Below are 14,544 nucleotides of genomic sequence, written 5' to 3'. Positions count from 1 at the left end.
GGGCTGGCGGAAACAGGCTGTGCCGCATGGACTGCCCTCTATAATCGATTGCGTCAGTTTTATGACGCCCATTACCTTTGGGCGCTATCATTTTCCAGGCTCCGGTTGCGCGACCCGCAAGCCGGATTTTTTGTATCTGTACCACCCCGACAGGATTCTCCATGAAGCTTTTCAAGTTCATCGCCTCCACCCTGGCACTGTGCGCTGTCTTTTCCGTACAGGCCCGCTCCCTCGATGAGATCAAGAAGGGTGGCAAGATCATGGTGGCCACCGAAGGGCAGTTTGCGCCCTTCAATTACTTCAAGGGCACCACGCTGACGGGCTTTGAGGTGGAGGTGGCAGAACTCGCAGCCAAGAAGATGGGCCTGAAGATCGAATGGAAAACCATCGGTTTTGACGCCCTGCTGACCGGCCTGAAGCAGGACCGCTGGGATCTGGTGATCGCATCGCATGGCGTGACCGAAGAGCGCGCCAAGGCCGTCACCTTCACCGCGCCACACTACTGCTCTGGCGGCATGGTGATCGCCATGGACCCCGCGATCCGCAGCGCCAAGGATCTGGGGGGCAAGATCGTCGCCGTGCAGACCGGCACCAGTTACCTGGAAAATGTCCAGAAGGTCACGACCATCAAGGAAATGAAGAACTTCCCCACCGATGTGGATGCGCGCAGCGCACTCACCTCGCGCCGGGTGGACGCCTGGGTGACCGACCGTTTCGTGGCCAAGGAAGTCGTGGCCAAGAACCCCAAGGCAGGCCTGCAACTGGGTGAAATGGTATTCATCGAGCGCATCGCCTCGGCGGTTGCCAAGGGCAACCAGCCCCTGGCGGATGCCTGGTCGAAGGCACTGGCCGAAACCATGGCCGATGGCAGCTACGCCGCCCTGTCGAAAAAGTACTTCAACGAAGACGTACGCTGCAACTGAAAACGGGGGCTTCGGTCCTCTCTGATCCATGCTCATAGCCCTTTGGCCGCGCCACTGGAGCCGCCCGCAGCGTAGCAACGCCACGCTGGTTGCGGCGCTGGTCCTCATGGTGTTCATGCTGGCCCTGCTGGGCCAGATCCTTTCCTTTTTCCCCGAACCCATCGGCTCCAACGCCCAGGCGTTTTCCGATGGTGCGCGCACCACGCTGTGGCTGACGCTGGTCAGCGGCACCGTGGGCCTGGTGCTGGGCACGGCCGCGGCACTGGCACGCACGGCCCGCTGGATCGGTTTGCGCTGGCTGGCGGGTTTTTACATCTGGGCCATTCGCGGAACGCCGCTGCTGGTGCAGATCCTGTTTGTCTACTTCGCGCTGCCGGTGCTGGTGCCGGGGTTGAACCTGCCCGACTTTGCCGCCGCCGTGGTGGCGCTGGGGCTGAACGTGGGCGCCTACAACGCCGAAGCGATCCGCGCGGGTCTGCTGGCCGTGCCCCGGGGCCAGACGGAAGCCGCACGCGCACTGGGCCTCGGGCGTGGCCATGTATTTTTCGATGTGGTGTTTCCGCAGGCCTTCAAAATCTCGCTGCCGCCCCTGGTGAGCAACTTCGTGGCGCTGCTCAAGGACTCCTCGCTGGCGTACGCGATCGGCGTGGTGGAACTGACCAATGTCGGCAACCGCATCCAGTCGGCAACGTTCCAGCCCATTGCCACCTTGACCACCGTGGCCCTGACCTACCTGCTGCTGACCACGCTGGTGACCCAGCTCTCCAACGCCATCGAACACCGCTTCGATGTGGAAGGGCGCATCCAATGAACGCCCCGACGCCCTACATCGTGGCGGAAAACGTCTGCAAGTCTTTTGGCACGAACCAGGTGCTCAAGGACGTATCCACGCATTTCAACACCGGCGAAGTGACCGTCATCATTGGTGCCTCCGGTTCGGGCAAGAGCACCTTGCTGCGCGCCATCAACCGGCTGGAGCCCCACGACAGCGGCACCATCCGCATCGGTGGCGTGTCCGTCACGGACGATCCCCGCACCCTGCAGCAGCAGCGTTGCGAAGTGGGCATGGTGTTTCAGCAGTTCAACCTGTTTGGCCACATGAACGCGCTCGACAACGTGGCATTGGCCCCACGGCGCCTGCGCCATCTTGCAAGGGCCCAGGCCAACGCGCAGGCGATGACCCTGCTGCGCCGCGTTGGCATGCAGGACCATGCCCAAAAGTACCCGTGGCAGCTGTCCGGCGGACAGCAGCAGCGCGTGGCCATCGCCCGCGCATTGGCCATGGCGCCGAAGGTCATGCTCTTTGACGAGCCCACTTCGGCGCTCGACCCCGAAATGGTGCAGGAAGTGCTCGACGTCATGCGCGAACTGGCGCGCGGCGGCATGACCATGATCGTGGTGACCCACGAGATGGGCTTCGCGCGCGAGGTGGCGGACCGTGTGCTGTTCTTCGACAAGGGACGCATTGCGCACGATGCGCCCCCCGCGGAGTTCTTCAACAATCCCGGCAATGACCGTATCCGCGCCTTCATCGGCCGGATGGGTACCTGAATCGCCGGCGCCCCGTCGCGGCCGACCGCAAGGCACCCGGGTCCCGTCCCGTGGCTGCCGCGCGAACCTCGGACCGGCCTTCCCCTTGAACCCCCAGTGCCGCGGTGCGGCAAGCACACGCGCTGAGCACCCGTTTCTTTTGTATGCGCTCTGAACGTTTTGGCCTGCTGGCCCTGCTGGTGGTCACCACCGTGTGGGGAACCACGTTCCCCGCGATGAAGCTGCTGTCGGAGCACCTCGATGCCCTGCAGATCATCTGGTTGCGTTTTGCCCTGGCGCTGCTGGTGCTGGCACCGCTGTGGGTGGGCATGCGGCCCAAGGAACGCCTGTGGGGTTGCGCGCTGGGGCTGTTGCTGTTCCTGGCCTTCTGGCTGCAGATCGAAGGCCTGGCGCGCACCACCAGCAATCGCAACGCCTTCGTCACCGGGCTCAACGTGCTGGTGGTGCCCTTGATCGCCATGGTGGCTCTGGGCCGTCGCCATGGCTGGTGCCTTTGGGCCGCGTGCGCCATGGCGTTCGCAGGCATGGTCTTGATGTTCCATGAGGACGATCCCTGGAATCCGGGCGACTCGCTCACGCTGGCCAGCACGGTGTTCTACGCGGTCTATATCCTGGTGCTGGAAGAGTGCTCGCGCCGCACCGTGGCGCACCCGTTGCGTGCCACACGCATGGCCGCGGCACAGGCGACCGTGATGTGCGCCTGCGCCACCGCGCTGCTGCTGGCCCGCGATGGCAGCATGGACTGGCTGCCATCGCTGGGCAAGCTGCAGACATCGAGCTGGCTGGCGCTCGTGTACCTGGGCTTTGTGGCCAGCGTGGTGGTGGTGACGCTGCAGGCCTGGGGCCAGCAGCGCGTGGATGCCATGCGCAGTGCCATCGTGTTCGGACTGGAGCCGGTTTTCGCCGCTCTGACCGCCTGGGTGCTGCTGGGCGAACGGCTGGGCTGGTCCGGACTGGGCGGCGCGACGCTGATTGTGGCGGCTCTGGTTTTCAGCCAGATGGGGCCACCCCAGCGGATCACGGCACCCTCGGTCGCGTAAAGCCGGTGCACCACGTTTTATTGGAAAAATCAGGCCCAGCGCTTCTGCAGAAATCGCCAACAGCCATGATGTTTGACAAGCCTAAGGCGCTGACAGCGGAATATCGGCCACAGCACGCGGCTTGCCGATAGGTGCCGAGGCCTGTCCCTTCTGCACGGCGGCGATGTCTGCCTCGCTCGGGTACTCCCCCAGCAGCCAGTAGTCGAACACCCGGCGGGCAATGGGCGCAGCGTGCGCGGCGCCAAATCCGGCGTTTTCAACGATCAGGGCCAGCGCAATCCTCGGATCTTTGGCGGGCGCGAACGCCGTGAACAGGGAATGGTCACGCTGGTGCTCCTCCAGCGCCCTGGCGTTGTAGCGCACGTTCTGCCCCAGGCTGACCGCCTGGGCCGTTCCGGTTTTGCCGCCCGAGGTGTAGGGAGCCCCCGCAAACACGCGCGTTCCGGTCCCTCCCGTGTTCACGGCCACCATCGCGTTGCGCACGATGTCCACGTTCCTGGGTTGGTAGCCCAGGTTTTCGCCCGGTGGCTGCACGATCTCCGTCACCGCCCCCGTGACTGCATTCTTCACGGCCTTGGCCATGTGCGGGCGGTAGCGGGTTCCGCCGTTGACCACGGTGGCTTGCGCCTGCGCCAGCTGCAGCATGGTGAAGTTGTTGTAGCCCTGGCCGATGCCCAGCGAGACGGTTTCGCCCGGGAACCAGCGCTTCATCTCGGGGCGTTTGTAGGCGTTGCGTTTCCACTCGGTACTGGGCAGGGTGCCGCGCACTTCGCCGTTGAGGTCAATGCCGGTGGACTGGCCGAAGCTCAAGGGTTTCATGAAATCGTGGATGGTGTCCACGCCCATCTCCACGGCCAGCGAGTAGAAGTAGGTGTTGCTGGAGAACTGGATGGCGCGGTGCATGTCCAGCGCGCCCAGACCCCCTTCGTGGCTGCGGAAGGTGCGGCCACCGAACGTGTAGAAGCCCGGGTCGTTCACGATCATGCTGGCCGAGCGCTTGTTCAGCTCCAGCGCCGCCAGTGCCATGAAGGGTTTGTAGGTCGAACCCGGCGGGTACAGCCCCCGCAGGGCGCGGTTGAGCAGCGGCTTGTCGATGGACTCATTGAGCGCGGTCCAGTTTTCGACATCGATGCCCTCCACGAACAGGTTGGGATCGAACGTGGGCATGCTCACCAGCGCCAGGATCTCGCCGTTGCGCGGGTCGATGGCCACCAGCGCGCCGCGGCGGGACCCATACAACTCTTCCACCAGTTTTTGCAGCTTGACGTCGATCGACAGCATCACGCTGTCGCCGGGCGTGGCCGCACGGCTCGACAGCTTGCGCACGGCACGGCCGCCCGCGGAAGTCTCCATCTGTTCCACGCCCGTGGCCCCATGCAATGCCGCTTCGTAACTCTGCTCGATGCCCAGCTTGCCGATGTACTCGGTGCCACGGTAGTTGGCCTCTTCATCGGAGTCCTGTATCCGGGCTTTCTCCGCCTGGTTGATGCGCCCGATGTAGCCAATCGCATGGCTTGCCACCTCGCCCAGGGGGTAGTTGCGAAAGAGCCGCGCCTTGATGTCCACCCCGGGAAACCGGTAGCGTTGCGCCGCAAAGCGTGCGACTTCCTCGTCCGTCAGGCGGGTGCGGATGGGCAGCGATTCAAAATTGCGCGACTCCTCCATCAAACGCTTGAAGCGGCGGCGATCCCGGGCTTGAATCTCCACCACCTTCGACAATCCATCAATGGTGTCGTCCAGCGACCCCACTCGGGAGGGCGTTATTTCGAGGGTATAGGCCGCATAGTTGGTTGCCAGCACCACACCATTGCGATCCAGGATCAGGCCCCGGTTGGGAACAATCGGAACGATTGCGGTGCGGTTGCTCTCTGCCTGCGCCGCAAGGTCTTCGTGTCGCACCACCTGCAGAAAGAGCAGACGGGCCACGATCAGGCAGAACGCCAGAAAAACCACCGCACCGATCACCATGACCCGTGTACGAAACCGCGATGCGTCGGCCTCGACATTGCGCAGCTCCGTCATGTCCGCCATCCCTGGGTCGCCTGCGAACGGCGCTCGCGCCAGGTGGCACGCAACGCTTCAGCAGGTGAATGGACACGCTTCATCATGCGCAAGAAAGGCCTCATAGCGGCCGGTTCTCATCGCGATCCGGTGGACGGCGCTGCGGTGCCAGCAGCACCCAGCTGGCCGGGAGCCAGAGCAAAGCCTCCAGCACGGGCGCGAGCAGCCCCCAGAAGCCTGGAAAGATACCTCCGCCCGCCATGCGCAGCAACAGCTCCACCGCGTGGGCCAGCACCAACAGCGGCAAGACCTGCAGCGCCTGGGACGGCACACTGAACCACAGCAACCGGCGATGCATCGCCATGGCGCCAAACGCCATCACGGTATAGGCCAGGGCATGCTGCCCCAGCCAGGCTGACTGGTGCACATCCATGCACAGGCCCAGCACGAACGCCACGCCCATGCCGATGCGCTGGGGCTGGTGCACCACCCAGAACGCCAGCAGCAGCATCAGGATATCGGGCGTCCAGACCACGCGCCCGAGCGGCAAAAAATTGATCGCCAGGCCCGCCACCAGACTGGCGGCAATGAAGGCCGGATTGACTGGCAGCAGCAAGGGCTGCCCGCGCGGCATGATCATGGCGCGCGCCCCTGCGACGGGACATTCCTGCAGCACATCACTGGCGATCTCCCTTCTTGCCGGGAGACACCGCAACAGGTTCGTGCCGCTCCGGCATGGGTTCTGCCACCGGCTTGAGCAGCATCACATGGCGGGCTCCCTGCACCCCGGCGATGGGGGCGCAATAAATGCGGGCGAATGCCGAGTCGGCCCGCCGTTCCACGCGCACCACCTTGGCGACGGGCAGCCCCGGTGGATACACCCCATCGACCCCGCTGGTCGTGAGCAGGTCCCCCTCGAGGACGTCGGCGTTCGCCGGCATGAAGCGCAACTCCATGCCACCGGCATGGCCCGCCACCGGGTCCCCGTAGGCAACGCCGCGGGTACCGGTGCGTATATTCAGTACCGCAATGGCCTGATCGCGGTCGATCAGCAATGTGACCTCGCTCACGAACGGATGCACCCGCGTGACCTGGCCCAGCACGCCCTTCTCATCGAGCACCGGAGCACCCAGCTCCACGCCGGCCGTCCGGCCCTGGTCCACCACCACCCGCCGGGTGTAGGGATCTGCCGTGTCGTAGAGCACCTGTGCCGCCTGGGCAGGGGTTTCCAGCCGGGTCCGAAGGTCCAGCAATTGCCGCAGATGCAAGTTTTCCTGCATCAACTGCTCCGACTGGAGCGCGCGCTGCGACATCAGGACCATCTGCTTGCGGGCCGCATCGGCGTCTTCCTGGGCCGTTTTCAGGGACTGGAAATAGCCACTGCCCTGCGCAATGAACTCGACCGGCTGCAGCATCAGCCATTGCACCGGGTAAATGACGGTGGCCACCGCCTGGCGCAAGGCGCCCGTGAGGTGAAAGCGCGCATCCGCCACCATCAAAAACAGCGCCAATGCGCTGTAGAGGGCCAGCTTGGAAAGGGACGATGGCCCTTGCTTGAAAAACGGCGGCGCACTGCGCTCAAGGGTTCCGAGCGACATGGCACATGATCGTAGTCAGGCAGGATGGCACGAGCACGACCACCGGGCCGCGGATGCGTGTCCACAAGGCATGGGGGCGAACGCAATCAGTCATGCAATGGAGAACAGGGTGCGGCCTGCGCCGGCACAGGCAGCCCCGCTTTACTCGCTGGTAAAAATGCTGCCCAGGCGGTCCATGCGCTCCAGCGCAATGCCGCAGCCCCGCACCACGCAGGTCAGCGGGTCTTCGGCCACCAGCACGGGCAGGCCGGTTTCCTCGGCCAGCAGGCGGTCGAGGTCACGCAGCAGCGCGCCGCCGCCGGTGAGCATCATGCCGCGGTCGGCAATGTCGGCACCCAGCTCGGGCGGGGTCTGCTCCAGCGCGTTCTTGACGGCCGAGACGATCTGGTTGAGCGGGTCGGTCAACGCTTCCAGCACTTCGTTGCTGGAGATGGTGAAGCTGCGCGGCACGCCTTCGCTGAGGTTCCGGCCTTTGACCTCCATCTCGCGCACTTCGGAGCCCGGAAAGGCCGAGCCGATGTTCTTCTTGATGGCTTCGGCCGTGGGCTCGCCGATCAGCATGCCGTAGTTGCGGCGGATGTAGCTGATGATGGCCTCGTCGAACTTGTCGCCACCCACACGCACGCTGCCCTTGTAGACCATGCCGCCCAAGGAGATCACGCCGACTTCGGTGGTGCCGCCGCCGATGTCCACCACCATCGAACCACTCGCTTCCGAAACTGGCAGCCCGGCGCCGATGCCGGCGGCCATGGGTTCTTCGATCAGGTAAACAGCGGTGGCGCCCGCGGCCTCCGCCGCATCCTTGATGGCGCGGCGCTCGACCTGGGTGGAGCCACAGGGCACGCAGATGATGATGCGCGGGCTGGGGGTGAACAGCGTGCGCGGGTGCACCATCTTGATGAACTGCTTGATCATCTGCTCGGTGATCACGAAGTCGGCGATCACGCCGTCTTTCATGGGCCGGATGGCCTCGATATTGCCGGGCACCTTGCCCAGCATGGCCTTGGCCTCACGGCCGACAGCCTGAATCACTTTCTTGCCATGGGGCCCACCTTCGTGGCGAATGGCAACGACAGAAGGCTCATCCAGCACAATGCCTTTGTCGCGTGCAAAGATGAGGGTGTTGGCAGTGCCAAGGTCAATGGCAAGGTCGGTGGAGAAATACCGACGGAAAGCTCCGAACATTCAAAAATCCTCTCAGGCACGGCATGCACTTCGGCCTGCCGTCGCGGGGTGTGTCAGGGAGTGGGTGGGGTGGTCAGATTTTGCTTTTTTCGCACAATGACCGTCAGGCAGGGGGTCTTGCGGCAAAGCCGGGATAATACCCCATCCCCTGTGAATAACTTCGTTCGGTTTGACCGACATCACGGCTTTACATCTGGTTTCCCTCCTTTTTCCCGCTATGGCACTAACACCCCAGGACATCGCTCGCATCGCCAATCTGGCGCGGCTGGAATTGACCCCTTCTGAGAGTGAGCGCATGCTGACTCAACTGAATGGCTTCTTTGGCATCGTAGAAAAGATGCGGGCGGTGGACACCTCGGGACTCACCCCCCTGGCGCATCCCGTCGCGGCCATCCAGGACGTGGCCCTGCGGCTGCGCGAGGACGTGGCCAGCGAACCCAACCAGCGCGAAGCCAACCAGCAAAGCGCCCCCGCTGTCGAACGAGGCCTGTTCCTCGTGCCCAAAGTGATCGAGTAAGAGCCCCGCCGCATGACTTCCACCGCATTGCATGACCTGGGCGTGGCCCAGCTGGCCACCGAACTGCGCGAGCGCCGCGTTTCCGCCGTCGAAGCCGCCCAGCATTTCCTGGCCCGCGCCAAGGCGCACCAGAACCTGGGCGCATTTGTGGCCCTGAACGAAGAAGCCACCCTCACCCAGGCCCAGGCCGCCGATGCCCGCATTGCCGCGGGCACGGCGGGCGCGCTGGAAGGCGTGCCGATTGCGCACAAGGACATCTTCGTCACCAAGGGCTTCCCCAGCACCGCCGGCTCCAAGATGCTGGCGGGCTACCAGTCCCCGTTTGACGCCACCGTGGTCACCAAGCTGGCCGATGCGGGCGCGGTGACGCTGGGCAAGCTCAACTGCGACGAGTTCGCCATGGGCTCGGCCAACGAAAACTCGGCCGTGGCCCCCGTGGGCTTCGACGTCCCCGCCCCCGTGCGCAACCCGTGGGACACCCATCGCATTCCTGGCGGCTCCTCGGGCGGCAGTGCCGTGGCCGTGGCCGCGCGCCTGGCCCCAGCCGTGACCGGCACCGACACCGGCGGCTCCATCCGCCAGCCCGCCTCGTTTTGCGGCATCACCGGCATCAAGCCGACCTATGGCCGCGCCAGCCGCTACGGCATGATCGCCTTCGCTTCCAGCCTGGACCAGGCCGGCCCCATGGCCCGCTCGGCCGAGGACTGCGCGCTGCTGCTGTCGGCCATGTGCGGCCCGGACCCGGACCGTGACTCCACCTCGCTGGATGTGCCGGCCGAAAACTTCAGCGCCAAGCTCAACGACAGCATCGAGGGCCTGCGCATCGGCATCCCCGCCGAGTTCTTTGGCGACGGCCTGGCGCCCGATGTGCGCGCTGCCGTCGATGCCGCCTTGAAGGAATACGAAAAGCTCGGCGCCAAGCCCGTGCCCATCAGCCTGCCGCGCACCGAGTTGTCCATTCCGGTGTACTACATCATCGCCCCGGCCGAGGCCAGCTCGAACCTGAGCCGCTTCGATGGCGTGAAGTTCGGGCACCGCGCCAAGAATTACACCGATCTGGTCGACATGTACAAGAAGACCCGCGCCGAAGGCTTTGGCGACGAGGTCAAGCGCCGCATCATGATTGGCACCTATGTGCTCTCGCACGGTTACTACGACGCCTACTACCTGCAGGCGCAGAAGATCCGCCGCATGATCGCCGACGATTTCCAGAACGCATTCAAGCACTGCGACCTGATCGCCGGCCCCGTGGCGCCCACCGTGGCCTGGAAGCTCGGCGAACATGGCAACGACCCGCTGGCCGACTACCTGGCCGACATCTTCACGCTGCCCGCATCGCTGGCGGGCCTGCCCGGTATGAGCGTGCCAGCGGGTTTTGGCGAGGGCGGCATGCCCGTGGGCCTGCAGCTCATTGGCAACTACTTCCAGGAAGCCCGCCTTCTGAACGCTGCGCACCGCCTGCAGCAAGCCACTGACTTCCACCTCCGTCAACCCGGAGGTCTGTGATATGACCAGCAAATTGATCCACGGCTATGAAGTCGTCATCGGCTTCGAGACCCACACCCAGCTCGCCACGCAGAGCAAGATCTTCAGCCGCGCGCCCACCGCCTTTGGCGCCGAGCCCAACACGCAGGCCTGCGCGGTGGACCTGGCCCTGCCCGGCACTTTGCCCGTGATGAACCGTGAAGCGGTGGCCTGCGCTATCAAACTGGGACTGGCACTTGGCTCCCACATTGCGCCCGTGAGCATTTTTGCACGCAAGAACTACTTCTACCCCGATCTGCCCAAGGGCTACCAGATCAGCCAGTTCGAGATCCCGGTCGTGCAAGGCGGCGAGGTCGCGTTCTTCCTGGGCGACGAGAAGAAGACCGTGCGCCTGGTGCGCGCCCACCTGGAAGAAGACGCGGGCAAATCGCTGCATGAGGACTTCATCGGCCAGTCGGGCATCGACCTGAACCGTGCCGGCACTCCGCTGCTGGAGATCGTGACCGAGCCCGACATGCGCTCGTCCGAAGAGGCCGTGGCCTATGCCAAGGAACTGCACAAGATCGTCACCTGGATCGGCATCTGCGACGGCAACATGCAGGAAGGCAGCTTCCGCTGCGACGCCAACGTTTCCGTGCGCAAGCCCGGCGCCGCTTTAGGCACGCGCCGCGAGATCAAGAACCTGAATTCTTTCAAGTTCATGCAACAGGCCATCGACTACGAAATCCGCTGGCAGATCGAGCAGATCGAGGACGGCCACGCCATCCAGCAGGCCACCGTGCTGTTCGACCCCGACACCGGCGAAACCCGCGCCATGCGCACCAAGGAAGACGCGGCGGACTACCGCTACTTTCCTGACCCCGACCTGCCGCCGCTCCACATTTCAGCGCAATGGGTGCAGGAACAGCGTGCACTGATGGCCGAGTTGCCCCGCGCCATGGCTGCGCGCTTCGTGGCGGACCATGGCCTGCCCGAATACGATGCCACCACGCTCACGCAAAGCAAGGCCATGGCCGCCTACTTCGAAGCTGCGGCCACGGCCTGCGGGCAGCCGAAGCTGGCCAGCAACTGGATCATGGGCGAGATGTCGCGCCGCCTGAACGCGGGCGAGATCGGCATCGAGCAGGCACCGGTATCGTCTGCGCAACTGGCTGCACTGATCGCGCGCATTGCCGACGGCACGATTTCCAACAACGCTGCCAGGCAGGTGTTTGATGCGCTGTGGAACGGTGAATCGGCCGACGTGGACGCAGTCATCGAATCCAAGGGCCTCAAGCAGATGAATGACAGTAGCGCACTGGAGAAGATCATCGACGAGGTGATCGTTGCCAACGCCGACAACGTGGCGCAGTTCCGCGCAGGCAAGGACAAGGCCTTCAATGCGCTGGTGGGTCAGATCATGAAGGCCAGCAAGGGCAAGGCCAATCCGACGCAGGTCAACGAGTTGCTGCGCGCACGGCTCGCAGCCTGATTTCACGGGGCACGGCGCACTGGCCTGCCGGTGCCGCCTTCAGCGCTTGGAGGCAGGCAGCAACACGTCGGAGGCTGCGGCTGCAGGCGCTATTTGCGCAGCCCACAGCCTGCGCAGCTGCGCCAGCTCTGCGTCGTAGCGCTGGTGGATGCGGCGTTTTTCCTCTTTCTGGTTGAGCACGAAGCGCCGCTGCTCCTCCATGCCTGCATCGTTTTCGGCAATCTTGCTGCGCAGCGCCATGGGGGCCTTGGCAGGATCCCGCTGGTAAAACTCCATTTCGTTTTCCAGGGCCTTGCGCTGCTGCTGCAGTTCCACCACACGTTTCTCGGCAACGGCGGTGACGTCCTCCAGCAGCTGAATGGCTGAGGCACGTTCCACATCATGGGCCGCCTTGTCCGGGTAGCGGGCGGTGAGAACCCGCTCGCGGCGGCGTTCTTCCTGCTGGCGGGCGCGCTCCTCCGCCTCCTTGCGGCGCTGCACTTCCAGGGCGGCCCGCTCCTTCTCGGTGAGGGAAGGGCCAATCTGGCGCCGCACGGTGCCCATGGGACCCAGTTCACGCTGCTCGCGGTCCAGGCATTCGGCAATGGGACGGTCCGCCGTCAGGCGGCGCCCCTGGCGATCGACACAGGTGTAGATGCTGCCGCCATTGGTCTGCTGCGCCCACGCGCACTGCGCTGCCACGCTGGCCACCACACCTACTCCCATGATCCACGCCAATTTGCTCAACTGAATGACCCTTGGTTGACTCCGTACCGCTGCCGATAGGCCAGCACCCGCTGGTGGTGCGTGCCCATCTCCCCCCCCTCTTTTTCGGAAAGATAGAGCAATAAGTCTGCCAGGGTTGCAATGGCGCACACCTGCATGCCCAACTGGTGGCGCACATACTGCACGGCGCTGTGCTCGACGTCCTGGCCATTCTCGGTGGCTTTTTCCTGGCGGTCCAGTGCAATGGCAACCGCGTGGGGTACTGCGCCAGCGGCGCGGATGATGGCGATGGACTCGCGTGCGGCGGTGCCTGCCGACATCACGTCGTCAATGATCAGCACCCGCCCCTGGAGGGGTGCGCCCACCAGGGTGCCGCCTTCTCCATGGTCCTTGGCTTCCTTGCGGTTGTAGGCGAAGGGCACATTGCGCCCCCTCCGCGCCAACTCCACGGCCACGGTTGCGGCCAGGGGAATGCCCTTGTAGGCTGGACCGAACACCATGTCGAACTCGATCCCGCTGGCCAACAGGGCTTTTGCATAGAATTCCGCAAGGCGGCCCAGCTTGTCCCCGTCGTCGAAAAGGCCGGCGTTGAAGAAGTAGGGACTCAGGCGCCCCGCCTTGGTCTTGAATTCCCCGAACCGCAGCACCCCTGCCTCAACGGCAAAACGGACAAAATCCTGCGCCAGACGACCCTGCTCAGGGGTTGGCGCGCCAACATTCACCATGGAAATTCCTTGTTCAAGTTAACCAGCCTCAATCTCAACGGCATCCGTTCCGCCACCAGCAAGGGCGTGGAACCCTGGATCGCAAGCATGCGGCCGGATTGTATTTGCGTGCAGGAAGTGAAGGCCCAGGCCGCCGATATCGCCACGCGTTTCGAACAGCTTGCCGAGATGAACGGCCATTTCCACTTTGCCCAGAAAAAAGGCTACTCGGGCGTCGGCATCTACACGCGCCATGAGCCCAGCGAGGTCATCGCCGGCTATGGCTCGCCCGAGTTCGATGCCGAGGGCCGCTATATCGAACTGCGCTTTGACACGCCCGCGCGCAAGCTGTCCATCATCAGCGCGTACTTTCCCAGCGGCTCGTCGGGCGAAGAGCGACAGCAGGCCAAATTCCGCTTCCTGGGAGAGTTCCATCCGCATCTGATGGCCGCCAAGGGCCAGCGGGAGTTCATCCTGTGCGGCGACATCAACATCGCGCACCAGCAGATCGATCTGAAAAACTGGCGCGGCAACCAGAAAAACAGCGGCTTCCTGCCCGAAGAACGCGCCTGGATGACAAAACTGTTGCACACAACTGATGCCGGCGGCGGCCTGGTGGACGTTTACCGTCAGTTACAACCCACGGCCACCGACACCGCCTACACCTGGTGGAGCAACCGGGGGCAGGCCTATGCCAACAACGTGGGGTGGCGCCTGGATTACCACCTGGCCACCCCCGCACTGGCGGCTCTCGCACGCACCGAGCACATCTACAAGAACGAAAAATTCTCGGACCATGCGCCCATCACCGTGGATTACGACTTCACGCTCTGACGGCCGCCCTCGCCCCCTCTCCCTGCGGACCACCCATGACCGCAACGCCCGCAGCGATTGTCACCGTGCCCACCCCGTGCTTTACCCCTCCGGATACGGATGCTCTGTGGAAACGGGTCACCACCCCCCATCCGGGGGCTGGAAAGGCGCATCATCATCTGGGTGAAGCCCTTTGGCGACCGGCATCATCAGCGAGCAGACGCTACTGAAAGGCCTGCAGCGTGCACCTGCAGACTCAGCGGGGTTCGCCCACCGGGGCGGGTGCGCACCACAGCCCTGCCGTTGCCGCTCGCGCCACGGCCCAGGAACTGGCCGCCAACCTCCCGTCCACGGCCCCCGACAGCGAGGCCGAGGCGGCCGGCATGCTCACCCTGCGCCAGGACGGCTTCGAAAAGGTGCCGCAGGGCCTGACCGATATGGCCGAAGTGGTGGCGGCCACCAACCTGTAACAGGATCAATGCCTAATTAGCGGCCAGCGCTTATGCAGAAAGCGCTACAAGCTATATATGCAATAGCATACACCTCACACC

15 protein-coding genes are annotated in these 14,544 nt (G+C 64.3%); 9 read left to right on the top strand and 6 right to left on the bottom strand.

Annotation, left to right across the window (positions count from 1 at the left end; genetic code table 11):
- Window positions 1-161: 161 nt before the first annotated feature.
- From AC1Q5S_RS13940 to AC1Q5S_RS13925, 4 genes are all read left to right on the top strand, one after another.
- The gene (locus AC1Q5S_RS13940; RefSeq protein ID WP_303835470.1) at window positions 162-923 is read left to right on the top strand and encodes an ABC transporter substrate-binding protein; all 762 of its coding nucleotides are present in this window, start codon (window positions 162-164) and stop codon (window positions 921-923) included.
- A gap of 28 nt (window positions 924-951) precedes the next feature.
- The gene (locus tag AC1Q5S_RS13935; protein ID WP_303835472.1) at window positions 952-1,734 is read left to right on the top strand and encodes an amino acid ABC transporter permease; all 783 of its coding nucleotides are present in this window, start codon (window positions 952-954) and stop codon (window positions 1,732-1,734) included.
- Window positions 1,731-2,474 (top strand): amino acid ABC transporter ATP-binding protein, encoded by a 744-nt coding sequence (locus AC1Q5S_RS13930; RefSeq protein WP_303835474.1) that lies wholly within the window; start codon window positions 1,731-1,733, stop codon window positions 2,472-2,474. Before AC1Q5S_RS13935 ends, AC1Q5S_RS13930 begins: the two co-directional genes overlap by 4 nt.
- A 143-nt stretch (window positions 2,475-2,617) precedes the next feature.
- Window positions 2,618-3,514: a DMT family transporter gene (locus AC1Q5S_RS13925; RefSeq protein WP_303835476.1), complete on the top strand. Its 897-nt coding sequence runs from the start codon at window positions 2,618-2,620 to the stop codon at window positions 3,512-3,514.
- A gap of 81 nt (window positions 3,515-3,595) precedes the next feature.
- On the opposite strand, the gene mrdA is transcribed toward AC1Q5S_RS13925, so the two are convergent.
- The 4 genes from mrdA to AC1Q5S_RS13905 form a co-directional block, all read right to left on the bottom strand.
- On the bottom strand, window positions 3,596-5,536 hold the full coding sequence (gene mrdA / locus AC1Q5S_RS13920) for a penicillin-binding protein 2 (RefSeq protein WP_303835478.1): 1,941 nt from the start codon (window positions 5,534-5,536) through the stop codon (window positions 3,596-3,598).
- Between the two features lie 100 nt (window positions 5,537-5,636).
- Window positions 5,637-6,155, bottom strand: coding sequence for a rod shape-determining protein MreD (mreD, locus tag AC1Q5S_RS13915; RefSeq protein WP_303835480.1), 519 nt, complete (start codon window positions 6,153-6,155; stop codon window positions 5,637-5,639).
- 37 nt (window positions 6,156-6,192) lie between these two features.
- Window positions 6,193-7,113 carry a rod shape-determining protein MreC gene (gene mreC, locus AC1Q5S_RS13910; RefSeq protein ID WP_303835481.1) on the bottom strand — a complete coding sequence of 307 codons (921 nt, stop codon included), beginning with the start codon at window positions 7,111-7,113 and terminating at the stop codon, window positions 6,193-6,195.
- 141 nt (window positions 7,114-7,254) lie between these two features.
- Window positions 7,255-8,298, bottom strand: coding sequence for a rod shape-determining protein (locus tag AC1Q5S_RS13905; protein WP_005798130.1), 1,044 nt, complete (start codon window positions 8,296-8,298; stop codon window positions 7,255-7,257).
- Between the two features lie 217 nt (window positions 8,299-8,515).
- Between AC1Q5S_RS13905 and gatC the strand changes: the two genes are divergently transcribed.
- From gatC to gatB, 3 genes are read left to right on the top strand one after another with little or no spacing between them, the layout of a single operon-like run.
- Window positions 8,516-8,815, top strand: coding sequence for an Asp-tRNA(Asn)/Glu-tRNA(Gln) amidotransferase subunit GatC (gene gatC, locus AC1Q5S_RS13900; protein ID WP_303835508.1), 300 nt, complete (start codon window positions 8,516-8,518; stop codon window positions 8,813-8,815).
- A 12-nt stretch (window positions 8,816-8,827) separates the two neighbouring features.
- Window positions 8,828-10,321, top strand: a complete 1,494-nt coding sequence (gene gatA / locus AC1Q5S_RS13895) for an Asp-tRNA(Asn)/Glu-tRNA(Gln) amidotransferase subunit GatA (RefSeq protein WP_303835488.1) — start codon at window positions 8,828-8,830, stop codon at window positions 10,319-10,321.
- Window position 10,322: 1 nt separating this feature from the next.
- The gene (gene gatB / locus AC1Q5S_RS13890) at window positions 10,323-11,771 is read left to right on the top strand and encodes an Asp-tRNA(Asn)/Glu-tRNA(Gln) amidotransferase subunit GatB (RefSeq protein ID WP_303835490.1); all 1,449 of its coding nucleotides are present in this window, start codon (window positions 10,323-10,325) and stop codon (window positions 11,769-11,771) included.
- A gap of 39 nt (window positions 11,772-11,810) precedes the next feature.
- Here gatB and AC1Q5S_RS13885 read toward each other — a convergent pair whose 3' ends face one another.
- Together AC1Q5S_RS13885 and pyrE are read right to left on the bottom strand one after the other, a co-directional pair.
- Entirely contained in the window at window positions 11,811-12,476 is a 666-nt protein-coding gene (locus AC1Q5S_RS13885) for a DUF4124 domain-containing protein (RefSeq protein ID WP_422205676.1), read from the bottom strand.
- 17 nt (window positions 12,477-12,493) lie between these two features.
- Window positions 12,494-13,201 (bottom strand): orotate phosphoribosyltransferase, encoded by a 708-nt coding sequence (gene pyrE / locus AC1Q5S_RS13880; RefSeq protein ID WP_303835493.1) that lies wholly within the window; start codon window positions 13,199-13,201, stop codon window positions 12,494-12,496.
- Window positions 13,202-13,210: 9 nt separating this feature from the next.
- On the opposite strand from pyrE, the gene AC1Q5S_RS13875 reads away from it, so the two are divergent.
- Together AC1Q5S_RS13875 and AC1Q5S_RS13870 are read left to right on the top strand one after the other, a co-directional pair.
- A complete protein-coding gene (locus AC1Q5S_RS13875; protein WP_303835494.1) occupies window positions 13,211-14,014 on the top strand; it encodes an exodeoxyribonuclease III in 804 nt (267 codons plus the stop codon).
- A 221-nt stretch (window positions 14,015-14,235) separates the two neighbouring features.
- Window positions 14,236-14,463, top strand: coding sequence for a hypothetical protein (locus AC1Q5S_RS13870; protein ID WP_303835495.1), 228 nt, complete (start codon window positions 14,236-14,238; stop codon window positions 14,461-14,463).
- Window positions 14,464-14,544 lie beyond the last annotated feature (81 nt).

It is taken from the genome of Acidovorax sp. GW835-FHT14B10 (assembly GCF_058793725.1).
Note: the sequence above shows the minus strand (reverse complement) of the source record. Positions and strands in the feature narration are given on the sequence as shown.

Excerpts from the sequence above, each read along its gene's own strand:
- AC1Q5S_RS13930 (WP_303835474.1), top strand. The coding sequence starts at position 1,731 with ATGAACGCCCCGACGCCCTACATCGTGGCGGAAAACGTCTGCAAGTCT.
- mrdA (WP_303835478.1), bottom strand. The coding sequence starts at position 5,536 with ATGACGGAGCTGCGCAATGTCGAGGCCGACGCATCGCGGTTTCGTACA.
- pyrE (WP_303835493.1), bottom strand. The coding sequence starts at position 13,201 with ATGGTGAATGTTGGCGCGCCAACCCCTGAGCAGGGTCGTCTGGCGCAG.
- AC1Q5S_RS13935 (WP_303835472.1), top strand. The coding sequence starts at position 952 with ATGCTCATAGCCCTTTGGCCGCGCCACTGGAGCCGCCCGCAGCGTAGC.
- mreD (WP_303835480.1), bottom strand. The coding sequence starts at position 6,155 with ATGATCATGCCGCGCGGGCAGCCCTTGCTGCTGCCAGTCAATCCGGCC.
- gatC (WP_303835508.1), top strand. The coding sequence starts at position 8,516 with ATGGCACTAACACCCCAGGACATCGCTCGCATCGCCAATCTGGCGCGG.
- AC1Q5S_RS13905 (WP_005798130.1), bottom strand. The coding sequence starts at position 8,298 with ATGTTCGGAGCTTTCCGTCGGTATTTCTCCACCGACCTTGCCATTGAC.
- AC1Q5S_RS13885 (WP_422205676.1), bottom strand. The coding sequence starts at position 12,476 with ATGGGAGTAGGTGTGGTGGCCAGCGTGGCAGCGCAGTGCGCGTGGGCG.
- gatA (WP_303835488.1), top strand. The coding sequence starts at position 8,828 with ATGACTTCCACCGCATTGCATGACCTGGGCGTGGCCCAGCTGGCCACC.
- AC1Q5S_RS13925 (WP_303835476.1), top strand. The coding sequence starts at position 2,618 with ATGCGCTCTGAACGTTTTGGCCTGCTGGCCCTGCTGGTGGTCACCACC.
- AC1Q5S_RS13940 (WP_303835470.1), top strand. The coding sequence starts at position 162 with ATGAAGCTTTTCAAGTTCATCGCCTCCACCCTGGCACTGTGCGCTGTC.
- mreC (WP_303835481.1), bottom strand. The coding sequence starts at position 7,113 with ATGTCGCTCGGAACCCTTGAGCGCAGTGCGCCGCCGTTTTTCAAGCAA.
- gatB (WP_303835490.1), top strand. The coding sequence starts at position 10,323 with ATGACCAGCAAATTGATCCACGGCTATGAAGTCGTCATCGGCTTCGAG.